This window comes from Virgibacillus sp. FSP13, assembly GCF_054048505.1.
Map to the genome: position 1 here is coordinate 26683 of NZ_JBSVKG010000013.1, position 16073 is coordinate 42755.

General features: G+C 37.5%; 12 protein-coding genes. 11 read left to right on the top strand and 1 reads right to left on the bottom strand.

All coding sequences use genetic code 11. The annotated features are described in order from the left end of the window. Positions 1-33 precede the first annotated feature (33 nt). From prfB to ACW2QC_RS12225, 8 genes are all read left to right on the top strand, one after another. Positions 34-1135 (top strand): peptide chain release factor 2 gene (prfB, locus tag ACW2QC_RS12190; RefSeq protein ID WP_457544307.1). Its coding sequence is split into 2 segments (ribosomal slippage): positions 34-105 and positions 107-1135, totalling 1101 coding nucleotides; the frame shifts between segments, so codons are not numbered across the junction. 162 nt (positions 1136-1297) lie between these two features. Next, the gene (gene cccB / locus ACW2QC_RS12195) at positions 1298-1678 is read left to right on the top strand and encodes a cytochrome c551 (protein ID WP_457544251.1); all 381 of its coding nucleotides are present in this window, start codon (positions 1298-1300) and stop codon (positions 1676-1678) included. Between the two features lie 313 nt (positions 1679-1991). After that, complete coding sequence (gene ftsE, locus ACW2QC_RS12200) at positions 1992-2678, top strand: cell division ATP-binding protein FtsE (RefSeq protein WP_457544252.1); 687 nt, start codon at positions 1992-1994, stop codon at positions 2676-2678. Then, positions 2668-3561: a permease-like cell division protein FtsX gene (ftsX, locus tag ACW2QC_RS12205; protein WP_457544253.1), complete on the top strand. Its 894-nt coding sequence runs from the start codon at positions 2668-2670 to the stop codon at positions 3559-3561. The genes ftsE and ftsX overlap by 11 nt, the downstream gene beginning before the upstream one ends. A gap of 190 nt (positions 3562-3751) precedes the next feature. Further along, a complete protein-coding gene (locus tag ACW2QC_RS12210; protein ID WP_457544254.1) occupies positions 3752-5080 on the top strand; it encodes a murein hydrolase activator EnvC family protein in 1329 nt (442 codons plus the stop codon). 228 nt (positions 5081-5308) lie between these two features. After that, the gene (locus tag ACW2QC_RS12215) at positions 5309-6763 is read left to right on the top strand and encodes a S41 family peptidase (protein WP_457544255.1); all 1455 of its coding nucleotides are present in this window, start codon (positions 5309-5311) and stop codon (positions 6761-6763) included. Positions 6764-6914: 151 nt separating this feature from the next. Then, a complete protein-coding gene (locus ACW2QC_RS12220) occupies positions 6915-8144 on the top strand; it encodes a PDZ domain-containing protein (protein WP_457544256.1) in 1230 nt (409 codons plus the stop codon). 236 nt (positions 8145-8380) lie between these two features. After that, positions 8381-8917 carry a YkoP family protein gene (locus ACW2QC_RS12225; protein WP_457544257.1) on the top strand — a complete coding sequence of 179 codons (537 nt, stop codon included), beginning with the start codon at positions 8381-8383 and terminating at the stop codon, positions 8915-8917. On the opposite strand, the gene ACW2QC_RS12230 is transcribed toward ACW2QC_RS12225, so the two are convergent. Next, entirely contained in the window at positions 8906-9730 is an 825-nt protein-coding gene (locus tag ACW2QC_RS12230; protein WP_457544258.1) for a metallophosphoesterase, read from the bottom strand. The genes ACW2QC_RS12225 and ACW2QC_RS12230 overlap by 12 nt on opposite strands. A gap of 93 nt (positions 9731-9823) precedes the next feature. Between ACW2QC_RS12230 and ACW2QC_RS12235 the strand changes: the two genes are divergently transcribed. The 3 genes from ACW2QC_RS12235 (at position 9824) to uvrA (ending at position 15980) form a co-directional block, all read left to right on the top strand. Continuing rightward, positions 9824-10936 carry an MGDG synthase family glycosyltransferase gene (locus ACW2QC_RS12235; RefSeq protein WP_457544259.1) on the top strand — a complete coding sequence of 371 codons (1113 nt, stop codon included), beginning with the start codon at positions 9824-9826 and terminating at the stop codon, positions 10934-10936. A gap of 177 nt (positions 10937-11113) precedes the next feature. Continuing rightward, positions 11114-13096, top strand: coding sequence for an excinuclease ABC subunit UvrB (gene uvrB, locus ACW2QC_RS12240; protein WP_457544260.1), 1983 nt, complete (start codon positions 11114-11116; stop codon positions 13094-13096). A gap of 7 nt (positions 13097-13103) precedes the next feature. Continuing rightward, the gene (uvrA, locus tag ACW2QC_RS12245; protein ID WP_457544261.1) at positions 13104-15980 is read left to right on the top strand and encodes an excinuclease ABC subunit UvrA; all 2877 of its coding nucleotides are present in this window, start codon (positions 13104-13106) and stop codon (positions 15978-15980) included. The last annotated feature ends 93 nt before the right edge of the window (positions 15981-16073 follow it).

The following is a 16073-nucleotide window of genomic DNA, read 5'->3' on the forward strand; positions in this document are numbered from 1 at the left end:
GAAAGACAGAAGAAATTTGCTGAGGTGAAAATAATGGAACTAGTAGAAATAAACCACGAATTAGAAAAAATAGCTGGACGAATTACCGATTTTAGGGGGTCTCTTTGACTTAGAAAATAAACAAGATCGGATTAAGGAATTGGAAATGGAGATGACAGACCCCGATTTTTGGAACGATCAAACGACTGCTCAAAAGGTTATTAATGAATCGAATGGTCTAAAAGAATATGTAGATGGCTTTACCGATCTTGAAGAAAAATTGGCTGATTTACAGGTGAGTTATGAATTAGTAAAAGAAGAAAATGATCCAGACTTATTTACGGACTTAGAACAAGGGATGGCAGAGTTACGTGAGCACGCTAATGCGTTTGAATTACAAATGCTGTTAAGTGAACCATATGATGCTAACAACGCGATTTTGGAACTACATCCGGGTGCTGGTGGAACAGAATCGCAGGATTGGGCAAGTATGCTACTACGAATGTACCAACGATGGGCTGATAATAAAGGTTTCCATGTACAAACAGTTGATTATTTACCTGGTGATGAAGCGGGTGTGAAAAGTGTTACATTGCTAATAAAAGGTCACAATGCATATGGTTATTTAAAAGCAGAAAAGGGCGTTCATCGGTTGGTACGTATTTCGCCGTTTGATTCATCTGGTCGACGACACACATCATTCGTTTCCTGTGACGTGATGCCGGAATTTGACGATGATGTAGAGGTTGATATTCGGACGGAAGATATCAAAGTTGATACGTATCGAGCAAGCGGTGCTGGTGGTCAGCATGTTAACACAACTGATTCAGCGGTGAGAATTACACATATACCGACAAATGTAGTTGTTACCTGCCAATCGGAACGGTCACAAATTCAAAACCGTGAACAAGCCATGAAAATGTTAAAGTCTAAGCTGTATCAATTGGAAATCGAACGGCAGCAACAAGAACTTGATGACATTCGCGGAGAACAGAAGGAAATCGGTTGGGGGAGTCAAATTCGCTCATATGTTTTCCACCCATATTCTATGGTAAAGGATCATCGTACAAATGTTGAAGTTGGTAACACGCAAGGTGTAATGGACGGAGATCTTGATCCATTTATTGATGCTTATTTGCGATCCCAAATTAGCTAAGTTATGTCATGAAATTGACACAATTTGCCATGATCATTGATCCCCCTGCATTTTGGTATGATAGAGACAAAATTATGGACTGGATAAGGGTTTTAAAACTTTATAAAAGGGTTATAATAAACACTGATAGTCAATATTAAATTTTGTTAGGGGGATTTAAAGATGAAGAAATGGCTATTTACCGTTCTTTTTGGTACAGCTCTAGTATTAGGTGCTTGTGGCGGTGGGGATGACGATGCAAGCGAGGAACCTGCAGATAACGGAGATGATACTGCAACAGAAGAATCTGCAGATAATGGCGGTACAGTAGATGCTTCAGCAGCTGAAGAAGTATTTAAGAGTAACTGTGCATCTTGCCATGGGGCAGACCTATCTGGTGGAGCAGGTCCTAATTTGCAAAAAGTAGGATCTAAATACTCTGCAGATGAAATCGCTGATATCATTAAAAATGGTAAAGAAGGCGATCAAGGAACAATGCCAGCAGGAATGGCTACTGGTGACGATGTAGACTTGTTAGCTTCATGGTTAGCAGAAAAGAAATAAGAAATTGAAATTGTTAAATCAAACACACAAAAGCTTGGACCTTCCATCATGGCCAAGCTTTCTGTTTTTCCTCTGTACTTCCTTCACATATAATTATGAATTCCCATAAAAAAACTAACTTTCTGAAGAGTTAAAATAATACAGCGTTTGAAATGAAAATGTAATATTTTTTTGTCTAAAAATACTGGCGAAAAATGTTATACTGGATAAGTATAAATAGGATTTAATTGAATGTAGCATGATTTTGATTTTATTTATATGAAGTTTCGACATCCTAGAACAAACAACAATAAACTAAAAGGTGATTGAAATTATGATAAAAATGAAAGACGTGTATAAAACATATCCAAACGGTGTGACAGCACTTAATGGCATTAATATATCGATTGAACAGGGCGAATTTGTTTACATAGTAGGCCCTAGTGGTGCAGGTAAGTCAACGTTTATTAAGTTGATGTATCGAGAGGTTAAACCAACAGGAGGAACTATTGTTATTAATGAAAAAGATATGAGTGAGCTTAGAGAACGAAATGTTCCATATCTAAGACGCGATATTGGTGTTATTTTTCAGGATTTTAAGCTCTTACCAAAACTAACAGTCTATGAAAATATCGCATTTGCATTAGAGGTTATTGAGGAATCTCCGCGAAATATACGAAAACGTGTAATGGAGGTACTAGACCTTGTTGGCTTAAAAAACAAAGCTAGATTTATCCCAGATGAATTATCAGGTGGTGAACAACAGCGCGTTTCGATTGCACGTGCGATTGTGAATAATCCGAAAGTTGTTATTGCCGATGAGCCTACCGGAAATTTAGATCCCGATACATCATGGGGAATCATGCGGATTTTTGAAGAAATTAATGATAGAGGTACAACAATTATTATGGCGACACATAACAAAGAGATAGTTAACACAATAAAAAAACGTGTAATCGCAGTAGAGGATGGCTTGATTGTAAGGGACGAACATCGAGGTGAATACGGCTATGAGATTTAGAACAATGAAACGTCATTTTCGTGAAGGTGTTAAAAATATTTTTCGTAATGGCTGGATGACCGTTGCCTCTGTTGGTGCTGTTACGACAACATTGATTTTAGTAGGGGCATTCCTTGCCTTAATGCTCAACTTAAATCAGATGGCAGACAATATTGAAGATGATGTCGAAATCAATGTGTTGATTGACCTTACTGCGAACGAGGATCAAATTAAACAATTAGGCGATAAAATCCAACAAATCGGTGATGTCGATTCAGTTGTGTTTTCTTCAAAGGACGAACAACTGGAAGAATTGATTGAAAGTATGGGAAAAGAAGGAGATTCCTGGCAGTTATTTGAACAAGATAACCCACTTAATCACGTTTATGTAGTTAAAACAAAAGATCCACTAGACACATTAGATGTGGCAAATAAGATTGATGATTTTGATAATGTACAAGAAGTCAATTACGGAAAAGATGTTGTACAGCGCCTATTCGAGTTTAATAAATACGCACGAAATATTGGCTTGGTATTGATTGTTGGTCTGCTCTTTACAGCGATTTTCCTTATCTCAAACACAATAAAACTTACAATTATGGCTAGAAGTAAAGAAATAGGGATTATGAAACTAGTTGGTGCAGCTAACGGCTTTATCAGATGGCCATTTTTCATTGAAGGTATGTTGCTCGGTGTACTTGGTTCCATCATTCCAATCGCAGCAATTCTAGGTGGTTATTATTATATAGAAAATAATCTTAGCGAGAATTTCTCATATAGCTTTGTTGATTTACTGCCATACAATCCATTTGCATGGCAACTATCGCTTATTATTCTACTAATTGGTGCACTAATCGGTATTTGGGGAAGTGTGATGAGTGTCCGCAAGTTCTTAAAAGTATAAGACAGTTTATAAAAAATTGCTGCTTTTGAGTACGAATAAAAATTGTTAGATGCTGTGAGCAGTTGCAATATACGTAGACTCCCGTGGGAAAGCAAAGTGTATTGCAACTGTACTCAATACATACAAAAAGAACCAGGGTAAAGATGGACAAGAATGAAGCATGTTTTTTACAGGGGAAAGGAGATGCGAGATGAAAAAAATAGTTTCGTATATACTTATAGGTATTCTATTACTTGGAGCAAACTTCAGCAGTTGGAAACATGTTGAGGCGAAATCAATGGATGACGTGGATAAAAAAATCAATGAGTTGCAAAAAGAAAAAGAAGCACTAAAAGATAAACAAGGTGATATCAGCAATAAACAGGATAAAACCGAACAAAAGATTGACAAGAATTTATCAAAGCAAGATACAGTTGAAAGTGATATTAAAACAATAGATAAAAAGCTATCAAATACAAAAACCAAAATCCAAGCGAAACAAGATGAAATTAAATCAACGAATGAAGAATTGGAACAACTAAAAACAAAAATTGAAAATTTAAAAGTGGAAATTAAAGAATTACAAGATAGCATCAAGGAACGAGAGTCTCTACTAAAGGAACGATTACGCGCAATCCAAAAAAACGGCGGAAGCATGAAGTATATGGAGGTTATCCTTGGTTCTCAAAGCTTTGGTGACTTTATCAGCAGATCATCGGCGGTAAACACAATTATGGATTCTGATAAAAACATAATGGAGTCTCTTGCAGCAGACAAAAAGGCATTAGAAAAAAAGAAAATTGAAGTCCAGGAAAGTAAAAAAGAAGTAGAAAAGAAGAAAAGTGCGTTAGAAGATCAAAAAAATGAATTAGAGTCGTTGAAAACCCAATTAGATGAACAAGCGGCGGAAAAGGAAAAATTGATGGCTCAACTAGAAGAGGAACACGAACATTTAGAGGATTACAAGATGTCTCTTGAAGAGCAGCAACGAGTGATGGAACAACAGGCTGCAGCGATCGATAAAGCAAAGAAATCCGCTATGAATCAGAAGGCGGAACTAGAAAGACAAGCTAAGGAAAGAAGAGCAAAAGCACAGTCAAGTACTTCAAATCATTCGGGTGGTTCTAGTAATTCAGGGAATATCAGTACTGGTGGAAGTGGCACATTAATTTGGCCTGCAAATGGTAGATTTTCTTCGGGCTATGGATCTAGAAGCTTAGGATATCATTATGGAATTGACATTGCTAATTCAGTTGGCACACCAATCCATGCAGCAGAATCTGGTACAGTTACAAGAGCAGAATACTCTAGCAGTTATGGGAATGTAGTATATATCTATCATCCACATTTAAATTTAACAACTGTATACGCTCATATGTCTAGTCTTTCTGTAAGTTATGGGCAACAAGTAAGCGTAGGTCAGCAAATAGGGAACATGGGGAACACTGGTAATTCATATGGAAGTCATTGCCATTTTGAAGTTCACAAAGGGCAATGGAAATATCATAGTGGAGTAAATCCAATGCCATATCTCAAATGATTTGGATTACATTATTTGACGCATGCATGCATAAACTATAGTATTAAAGGCATCGCACATTACGGTGTGGTGCCTTTTAGTATATGATCAACGTTGGAGTGTGGTTGCTAAGAAACATCATACTTCTAAGCTTTCCATCTCTCTAACAATTTGGGAAAATAAGTTAGCATTTTTTGTTTTCCTTACATATGGAACCACCAATCAGAAAATAACAATTGGGGTGAAAAAATGACGTTTAAAAAGCAGCACATCGTCTTTATTTTAATTGCGGCTTTGGTTCTAGGTTTTGCCGGTGCGTATTTTGGTGTGAAACTGGCACAGCCGGACGAGCAAGTCAAAGAAGAAAATGCTGAGGCCCCCTTAATTAAAGGTGATGAAGAAGTAGAACAACCAGAGAACATGGATAAAGTTGTCCAAGCATTCGGGTTAATTAAGAAGCATTATTTAATGGACGTTGATGATCAGCAATTAGTTGAAGGTGCGATCAAAGGGATGCTCGGGTCGTTGGATGATCCTTACAGCACCTACATGGATGCTGAAACGATGAAGAATTTTAATGAAACAATTGAATCTTCCTTTGAAGGCATTGGTGCAGAGGTAAGTATGGTTGATGGGAAAGTAACAATCATTGCACCAATCAAAGACTCACCAGCTGAAGAAGCGGGATTAAGACCAAATGATCAAATTCTAACCGTTGATGAAGAAAGTGTAGAAGGTCTTGAACTTGCGGAAGCAGTTGAAAAGATTCGTGGTGAAAAAGGATCTGAAGTCGTTTTAAAAGTTCAGCGAGCAGGGGTTTCGGATCCATTTAATGTTACGATTAAACGTGATGATATTCCAGTTGAGACGGTTCATTCAAATGTAAAGAAAATAGATGGCAAAAAAACTGGCATACTGGAAATCACTACATTTTCTGAGAATACGGCAACAGAATTTAATGAACAGTTGGCAAAACTTGAGAAAGATGGTATTGAAGGGTTAGTTATTGATGTACGAGGAAATCCTGGCGGTCTTTTTAATGCTGTAGAAGACATTTTGAAGCTATTTATTCCGAAAGATATGCCGTATGTTCAGATTGAAGATCAAGATGGAGGAAAATCCCCTTATTATTCTGAACTTGATGCAAAAAAAGAGTATCCAATTAGTGTCGTAATTGATGAAGGCAGTGCGTCCGCTTCTGAAATCCTTGCTGTAGCAATGAAAGAAGCGGGATATGATGTTGTTGGAACAAAAAGCTTTGGAAAAGGAACCGTACAACAAGCAGTTCCGATGGGGGATGGAAGCACAATTAAATTGACCTTTTATAAATGGCTCTCACCAACAGGAATGTGGATTCATGAAAAAGGGATAAAACCGACAATCAAGGTTAAACAACCAGATTATTTTTATTCCAACCCTGTTCAAATAGAAAATCCACTGACATATAACCATACAGGTGAAAAAGTGAAAAACATTCAAATAATGTTGGATGGACTAGGTTATAATCCTGGAAGAAGTGATGGCTACTTTAATAAACAAACAGTGGAAGCAGTAAAAACATTCCAACAAGACAATGATATAAAAGTGACAGGGGAAATTGATGAAAAAACAGCTGGCTTAATCGAAGCACAAATCGTTGATCATATCCGTGATGGTGATGACGATCGCCAAATGGAAAAAGCATTAAATGAACTATACAAGTAACCTAAATCCGCGAGAATCTCTCGCGGATTTTTTAAATTGAAATTTGTGATACACGAAACGCTTTGTCATGGTAAAATAGGATTATTAATAAGTTGGAAAAGCAGGAGTCTGTTAATTGATTATCGAATATAAACAATAGGAAAGTGGCTTAGTGCTGGAAGGTGATCAAATGGTAGAAGCATGGTTAATGGAATTACTGATGGGAATTGGAAGACTATTTCTAAATCCGTTGTTATATTGGGCAGTTATTTTAGTTGTCTTAAGTGGAATTAGTCGAATTAAAAGAGAACGAAATAATTTTGGTACAAAAATTTTCGATGTGTTTTCGGAATGGAATAACACATGGCTTATTTCTATTATTTCAGGTCTTGTTTTATCATTATTTACGTTAGGAATTGGTATTGTTTTTTCCTATGAAACTATTTTATTGTTAAGTGTGGTTAGTATTGTATTAAGTTTATCATTGAGGTTTACGCTTCTTTCCCCGAGTTATACAATTGGACTTACATATCTATTACTATTGTTTATTCCATATTTTTTAAAACAGCAATCATTTGTTGAAATGGACAGTAATTTATTCACCGAGTCAAACTTTTCAGGATTGGTTTTATTACTTGGGATGTTTCTAGTTGTGGAGGCAATTCAATTAAGGCGAGTGAAACGAAATGCATCATTTCCTGATTTGATCTTGGGTAATCGCGGGAAATGGGTGGGACAACACCATGTAAAGAAGATGAGTGTTATTCCATTTTTTGTACTAGTGCCTTCTGGCTTCATTACATCCTTTATTCCATTTTGGCCATATTTTTCATTTGGTGGGGACACGTACAGTATTTTATTGGTCCCGTTTTTAATCGGGTTTGATCATGTAATAAAAGGAAACATTCCACAAATAGTTCAACGAAAACTGGCAACATCGATCGGTACACTTGGTGTGCTCGTATTGTTATTGGCTTCACTGAGTATGGTTGTCTCATGGATATCGTTAGTAGCTGTTTTAGTAGCTATTATAGGCAGAGAATTTATCAGCTATAAGCATCGAATTCGCGATAAAGCAAAAGTACCTTATTTTAATATTTCGGCAAACGGATTAAAGGTTTTGGCAATTATACCAGATACACCGGCGGATCGATTAGGAATACTTACAGGTGAAACAATTTACAAGGTGAATGGTCAGAAAGTACTTGATGTAGCAGGTTTTTACCGAGCACTGCAAGCTAATGGTGCATTTTTTAAACTGGATATTGTGGATGACTCAGGTGAAATTCGCTTCGTACAAAGCGCGTTTTACCAGGGTGATCATCATGAATTAGGAGTTTTATTTGCAAAAGAAAAATATCGCAGTGACGAACAACAACAGCCGATAAATTATGCAGAGTAAACACAAAATTTGGAGCACCTGACTGGGATGCGCAAAGATTTTTACTGGTAACACCAACGAAAATTGCAAAATCGCAAATTCGTCAAGACGACACGAAAATAATTACTAGGATTAACAGAAAATGAAGGCCTCTAATGTGAGACCTTCATTTTTTATATCCTAAAATATTCCTTTTATATTTTCCCCTCTTTTATTACAAACTAGTGGTAACGGAATTAATTTGAGGAGAAAGCGAAATGAAAAGCTATTTACTAAGCGTGTGGAATGCACTCGACCCTATTTATTTTCGTATGACCCGTTTACATTATGTAACGGACCATGAACAACAAAATACATTATTTCGCGTTAGGCTAACCCGATATAAAGGAAAGTCGGCCGTGCTAAGCGATGGTACAATAATTAATAAAAATGATTTACTCATAAAAATTCACTTGCACAATGTAAAGATGCTTCGTGATCTGAACCAAATTAATAGTGAGATGAAGCGAGGGGTGTATGTTTATCATATGATTAAACGCTCTTTGCCTCGGCTCGCCAATTTTGTAAGGATGCATCAGAAAACAAATGAAATTAAAGGTATTATTGGGATAACAACTTTGTATCGTGGTGCAGACCAACTAGGATTTGAGATCTATCCAATCAGTAATTTTTATTATATTCTTTATAAAAAGTTGACTTTCCTGCCGATTAATTTCTTGGGAAACACACCATGTCTTCAACAGCCGGTATATTTGTTTATGTCGAAAGAGCAATTGTTGAAGCTAGGATTCTGATTGCGTTGTAATATGATGAAAAGTAATTTCTGGTCGACTGCCAATGCGGATATTTAATCCTGTTTGACCTAATCCCTCACTAATGTAGTATGGCATGTTGTTTTGCTTATGCAGCCCTTTAATAATATGTTGGCGTGCAAGTTTTCCCATTTTAGCTAGATGGTATGCTTTTGGGTAACATATTTGTCCACCGTGAAAATGACCTGCCATCAAATAGTCAAATTTATAACTGTCCATGTCCAGCACTACTGTTGGGTCATGAGTCAGAATTATGTTAGTCCCATTTTTAACATGTTGAAAAGCTAATGGGATATTACTTCGGTTTGTACTATAGTCATCAATGCCGATAATATTTACCTTGTTTCCGTTTATTGTGATTGTTTCACTAGCATTTTGTAAAACATGGCAGTCATAAGTTTCTAACAGCATTTTGAGTTCATGAAGTTCCGTGTCATGGAGGACGTAATCATGATTGCCAAATACTGCATAAATACCATATTTCGGATGTAAACGCTGGAGAACGGCAAGATAAGGTGCTAGTTTTGGAATGCTTCGTTTGCGATCTAAGAAATCCCCTGTTAAGGCGATGATATCAAACGATTCATTCCTTAGTTTAGTTGCTAATTGCTCCGGTGTTATCGAAATATGTTCTACATGTATATCGGAAAGATGCAGAATGGATAATGACTGGTTTAGATTGTTTGGTTGGCTTGCGACTGTAATTTTATTGATTGTAACGTCTTTTGTGTTTTTATATGCTTTGTAGATAAAAATAATAAAAATGATCAGAATAAGCGTAAGTAAAATTTTCATAGAAGAAAGCTCCTCTCCACTCAAAATTATACCATGCATCTTTAGACTGGTTGACAGGTAATTGATGGGATTAGCTACATGGAGATGATCGCAATGAATCAACGAATAGCAGCATTGTTTTTGCCATTTATGCAAATTCAAACAGGGCATCATCATGTTGCAGATGCGTTAATACATGATTTGAAAAATTGTGAGCAAAAAATAACTTGTGATAAAGTGGATATCTTATCCTATAGTTATGGAAAAATCGAGAAAGCAGTGTCATCCACATATTTGGCGTGGATCAAACGATTCCCGAATGTTTATAATTGGCTTTACCAGCATGCAGCATATAACCGAAATGTTCACTCCGGTCGTCATGTTCTCTACGAATTATTATTTACATATTTTTTTAAGCGATTGATCCAGGAGAAAAAGCCTCGGATAATTTTTTGTACACATGCGCTTCCTTCCATGATTGCCAGTAGTTTAAAAGAGAAAAAACAGCTTGATGCGATAATTATTAATGTGTATACGGATTACTTCATTAATCGTGTATGGGGCTTACATGGTATTGATTATCATTTTGTCCCAACTGCTATGGTCAAAAATTACTTAGTAGCCCAAGGAATTCAAGCTGATCGTATTTTTATTACAGGTATTCCAGTCCATGCTTCATTTTCGAAACAGAGAAAGAAGCGGCAGACAACAAGGGAAATCACACTGCTTGTTACTGGAGGAAGTCTTGGGGTTGGAGCAATAGCGCGTTTACTGGATAAAATATGGGAAGATCGTCTGCGGTTTCATATTTTATGTGGTAAAAATATAAAGTTGTTCAAAGAAATTAAACGGAGAGGTAACCCGAATGTAATCCCCCATTCTTATATAACAAGCAGAGACGAGATGAATGATTTATATGAACAAGTGGATGCTGTTGTGACAAAGCCAGGCGGTGTCACCATAAGTGAAAGTTTACAAAAGAAAAAACCGATTTTTGTTTATAATCCATTGCCGGGTCAAGAGGAAATTAACGCGGATCAGTTGCAGCAGCAAGGATTGGTAATACGAGCAACACTAAACGATTTGGAACATCAAATTATTAACTTTTTCTCAAACAGCCATCAAAGGGAAAAGTACCAGCAAACAATCAATGCATATCACAAAAATCTTGTTGGTGAACCAATATACACAATTGTTGACAAGTTAATAGCTACCCGTACAAAATAAAAAACATCAGCGACTGGCTGGTGTTTTTGTGTTTAGGAAAGAATGATTTTATTGGTTGAAATTCGGGTACAATGGTCAGTAGCAATAATAAGCAAAATGTTAGAATATTTGTTCGTGTTTATGTTAAACTAGATGAATAATGGCAAGATGATTCTGAAGATGAACGGAGGTTGCCTTGTGGAAGAACAGTTTGAACTAGTGGCTAAATATGAGCCTCAGGGAGATCAACCGAAAGCAATAAAAGAAATAGTTGAAAAAGTGTTGGCGGGTCAACGCCATCAAACACTACTTGGTGCAACGGGTACAGGGAAAACATTTACTGTCTCAAACGTTGTCAAGGAGATCAATCGACCAACACTTGTCATAGCACATAATAAAACATTGGCGGGTCAGCTTTACAGTGAGTTTAAGGAATATTTCCCGAACAATGCTGTTGAATATTTTGTAAGTTTTTATGATTATTATCAACCAGAAGCATATGTACCTTCTTCAGATACATTTATTGAGAAAGATGCTAGTATCAATGATGAAATCGATAAATTACGCCACTCAGCGACGTCATCACTTTTTGAACGACGTGATGTTTTAGTAGTTGCTAGTGTTTCCTGTATTTATGGGCTAGGTTCACCAGAAGAATATGGTAGTCACATGCTTTCATTAAGGATGGGAATGGAAAAAGAACGTGATCAATTGTTGCGTGATTTGGTAGATATTCAATATGCAAGAAATGATATTGATTTTCAACGTGGTACATTCCGTGTGCGGGGGGACTCTGTTGAAGTAATTCCAGCTTCACGAGAAGAGCATTGTTTACGAGTTGAATTTTTTGGTGATGAGATAGACCGAATCCGTGAAGTTGATGCACTAACAGGGGAAATAATTGGTGACCGGGAACACGTAACGATATTCCCTGCTTCCCACTTCGTTACACGGGAGGAAAGACTGAAGAAAGCGATTGAAAATATTGAAAAAGAGCTAGAAGAACGATTAAAAGAATTACGTGATCAAAACAAACTGCTGGAAGCGCAGCGACTAGAACAACGGACAAATTATGATATAGAAATGATGCAAGAAATGGGCTTTTGTTCGGGAATTGAAAACTATTCAAGGCATTTGACGTTGCGCGAGGAAGGGGCAACTCCATATACGCTGTTTGATTATTTTCCGGATGACTTCCTGGTGGTGATCGATGAGTCGCATGCTACGTTACCACAAATTAGAGGGATGTATAATGGTGACAGAGCTAGAAAACAAGTGTTAGTTGATCATGGATTTCGGCTTCCATCAGCATTGGATAACCGACCATTGAAATTTGGTGAATTTGAGAAACAAACCAATCAGCTCATTTACGTTTCGGCAACTCCTGGACCGTATGAGATGGAGCACTCACCGAAAATGACTGAGCAAATTATTCGTCCAACTGGTTTGTTGGATCCCAAAATAGACGTTCGCCCAATTAAGGGACAAATTGACGATTTAATTGGTGAGATTAATGAGCGAACAGAGCGCAATGAGCGAGTGCTCGTTACGACACTGACGAAGAAGATGGCGGAAGATTTAACGGATTATTTAAAAGAGCTTGGTATAAAAGTTGCTTACCTACATTCGGAAATAAAAACATTGGAGCGGATCGAAGTTATTCGTGATTTGCGAACAGGAAAATATGATGTACTCGTTGGGATTAACTTATTACGTGAAGGGCTTGATATACCGGAAGTTTCTCTCGTTGCTATTTTAGATGCAGACAAGGAAGGATTTTTACGTTCCGACCGTTCGTTAATCCAAACGATGGGGCGTGCAGCAAGAAATGAACATGGTGAAGTTATTATGTACGCTGACAAAATTACAAAATCCATGCAGGTTGCGATCGATGAAACGAATCGTCGTCGTGAAAAGCAAATGGCATATAATGATGCACATAATATTACTCCGAAAACAATTAAAAAAGATGTACGCGATGTAATTCAAGCAACCATTGCAGCCGAAGATCAGGAAACATATGATGAAAAGACGAAGGATATTTCGAAGTTACCGAAGAAGGAAAAGAAAAAACTTATCGAGAATATGGAGAAAGAAATGAAAGATGCAGCCAAGGCGCTTGATTTTGAAAAAGCTGCAGAATTGCGCGATATTGTTCTTGAACTAAAAGCGGAAGGATGACCGTCTTATGCCTAGTAAATCTATACAAATAAAAGGTGCCAGAGCACACAATTTAAAAAACATCGATATAAACATTCCGAAAAACAAACTTGTTGTCTTAACTGGCTTATCAGGATCAGGTAAGTCATCACTTGCATTTGACACAATTTATGCGGAAGGCCAGCGCCGTTATGTTGAATCCCTTTCTGCATACGCACGCCAGTTTTTAGGACAGATGGATAAGCCTGACGTTGATGCAATTGAAGGACTATCTCCTGCGATATCGATAGATCAAAAGACAACGAGTAGGAATCCACGTTCAACAGTCGGAACAGTTACAGAAATCTATGATTACTTACGTCTGCTTTTCGCTCGGATAGGTCGCCCGACATGTCCAAAACATGGTATCGAAATTAGCTCACAAACCGTACAACAAATGGTTGATCGTATTTTGGAATATCCAGAGCGCACTAAATTACAACTTCTTGCCCCAGTTGTTTCTGGACGTAAAGGGGAACATGTCCAAACGTTTGAGAAGTTAAAACAAGAAGGATATGTCCGGATTCGTGTAGATAAAGAGATGCGTGAGGTAACGGATGAAATCAAACTCGAGAAAAATAAAAAGCATTCAATTGAGGTTGTGGTAGACCGGATCGTTGTAAAAGATGGGATTGCCGGCCGCCTAAGTGATTCAATTGAAACAGCTTTAGCTCTTGGTGAAGGCAATCTAATTGTCGATGTGATTGGTGAAGAGGAATTAAAATTTAGTGAAAACCATGCATGTCCGATTTGTGGATTTTCGATCAGTGAACTGGAGCCTCGCCTATTTTCCTTTAATAGCCCATTTGGAGCGTGTCCAACTTGTGATGGATTAGGAACCAACTTGGAGGTTGATCTTGATTTGGTTATTCCAGATTGGGATAAAACGTTAAATGAACACGCGATTGCCGCTTGGGAACCAATTAGTTCGCAGTATTATCCGCAGCTATTAAAAAGTGTTTGTACCCATTATGAAATTGATATGGATACACCGATTAAAAAACTACCAAAAAAACAACTAGACATTATTCTAAATGGGAGTGGAAAGGAAAAAGTCCATTTTCATTATGTGAACGATTTTGGTAATGTACGTGACAACCAAATTATGTTTGAAGGGGTTTTAAATAATATTGCGAGACGTTTTCGGGAAACATCATCAGACTTTATTCGGGAGACGCTGGAAAAATACATGGCCCATAAAAATTGTCCTACCTGTAATGGATATCGATTAAAAGAAGAAGCACTTGCTGTATTGATAAATAATTTGCACATCAGTCAGGTTACAGACTTTTCCATTACCGAGGCAAAAGAATTTTTCAATAGTCTTAATCTAACCGAAAAGGAAGAAAAAATTGCTCAAATGATTTTGAAGGAAATTGGTAATCGTCTTGAGTTTCTAAATAATGTTGGGCTTGATTACTTAACATTATCCCGTGCTGCCGGGACACTTTCTGGTGGAGAAGCCCAACGAATCCGCTTAGCAACACAAATTGGCTCTGCATTAACAGGTGTATTATACGTGTTGGATGAACCATCAATTGGCTTACATCAGCGTGATAACGATCGCTTAATTAATACGTTGAAACAGATGCGTGATTTGGACAACACATTAATTGTTGTCGAACATGATGAAGACACAATGCTTGCGGCCGATTGGTTAATTGACATTGGGCCTGGTGCAGGAGAGCATGGTGGTGCAATTGTCGCGAGTGGGACACCTGAGAAGGTGATGAAAAACAAGAAATCTTTAACCGGTAAATATTTAGCGGGGAAGGAATTTGTTCCCCTTCCAGTCAAACGTCGAAAACCAACCAAAAAGCAAATTGAAGTAGTCGGTGCTGAAGAAAACAATTTAAAAAATGTAACAGCTAAGTTTCCTCTTGGGTTAATGACAGTCGTAACGGGTGTTTCCGGCTCGGGTAAAAGTACGTTGGTAAATGAGATTTTATATAAATCATTAGCTAAAGAGCTTTATCGTGGAAAACATAAGCCGGGAAAACATAAAAAAGTTAATGGGATAAATAACATTGAGAAAGTAATTGATATTGACCAATCACCAATTGGACGAACTCCACGGTCGAATCCGGCAACCTATACGGGTATGTTTGATAATATCCGTGATGTGTTCGCACAAACGAATGAGGCCAAAATTCGCGGCTACAAAAAGGGACGTTTTAGCTTTAATGTAAAAGGTGGACGTTGTGAAGCATGCCGAGGTGATGGCATTATAAAAATTGAAATGCACTTTTTACCGGATGTCTATGTTCCGTGTGAGGTTTGTCATGGCAAACGCTATAACCGGGAAACATTAGAAGTGAAATACAAAGGCAAAAATATTGCTGATGTTTTGGAGATGACCGTTGAAGAAGCACTGGACTTTTTTGCCAATATCCCTAAGATAAAACGAAAGCTGCAAACCGTTTATGATGTTGGACTTGGATACGTCAAACTAGGTCAGCCTGCCACAACATTATCCGGTGGGGAAGCGCAAAGGGTGAAATTAGCTAGTGAATTGCACCGAAGATCCAATGGCAAATCATTTTATATTTTAGATGAACCGACAACAGGATTACATGTAGATGACATTAAACGATTGTTAAATGTACTCCAACGTTTGGTTGACAATGGTGACACTGTTTTAATTATTGAACACAATCTTGACGTTATTAAAACAGCCGATCATATCATTGATCTCGGTCCTGAAGGCGGAGACCGTGGTGGGCAAATTATTGCAACGGGAACACCAGAACAAATTGCGGAAACTGAAGTATCGTATACAGGACGTTATCTGAAGCCCATTCTGGAACGTGATCGAAAGCGGATGGAAGAAGTGCTTGAGGAGAAAGAGAGAGTTGGTTCAAAGTGATGTTATAGGCAGTAAGTCCTTTATGGGTTTACTGTCTTTTTCTGTTCGAACTGGTCTGACAGAAATCATTTAAAACTAGTTTTAGCTTGCTGA

Coding starts and splice junctions, on each gene's coding strand:
- ACW2QC_RS12210 (WP_457544254.1), top strand. CDS start 3,752: ATGAAAAAAATAGTTTCGTATATACTTATAGGTATTCTATTACTTGGA.
- ACW2QC_RS12215 (WP_457544255.1), top strand. CDS start 5,309: ATGACGTTTAAAAAGCAGCACATCGTCTTTATTTTAATTGCGGCTTTG.
- ftsE (WP_457544252.1), top strand. CDS start 1,992: ATGATAAAAATGAAAGACGTGTATAAAACATATCCAAACGGTGTGACA.
- cccB (WP_457544251.1), top strand. CDS start 1,298: ATGAAGAAATGGCTATTTACCGTTCTTTTTGGTACAGCTCTAGTATTA.
- ftsX (WP_457544253.1), top strand. CDS start 2,668: ATGAGATTTAGAACAATGAAACGTCATTTTCGTGAAGGTGTTAAAAAT.
- ACW2QC_RS12225 (WP_457544257.1), top strand. CDS start 8,381: ATGAAAAGCTATTTACTAAGCGTGTGGAATGCACTCGACCCTATTTAT.
- ACW2QC_RS12230 (WP_457544258.1), bottom strand. CDS start 9,730: ATGAAAATTTTACTTACGCTTATTCTGATCATTTTTATTATTTTTATC.
- ACW2QC_RS12235 (WP_457544259.1), top strand. CDS start 9,824: ATGAATCAACGAATAGCAGCATTGTTTTTGCCATTTATGCAAATTCAA.
- uvrA (WP_457544261.1), top strand. CDS start 13,104: ATGCCTAGTAAATCTATACAAATAAAAGGTGCCAGAGCACACAATTTA.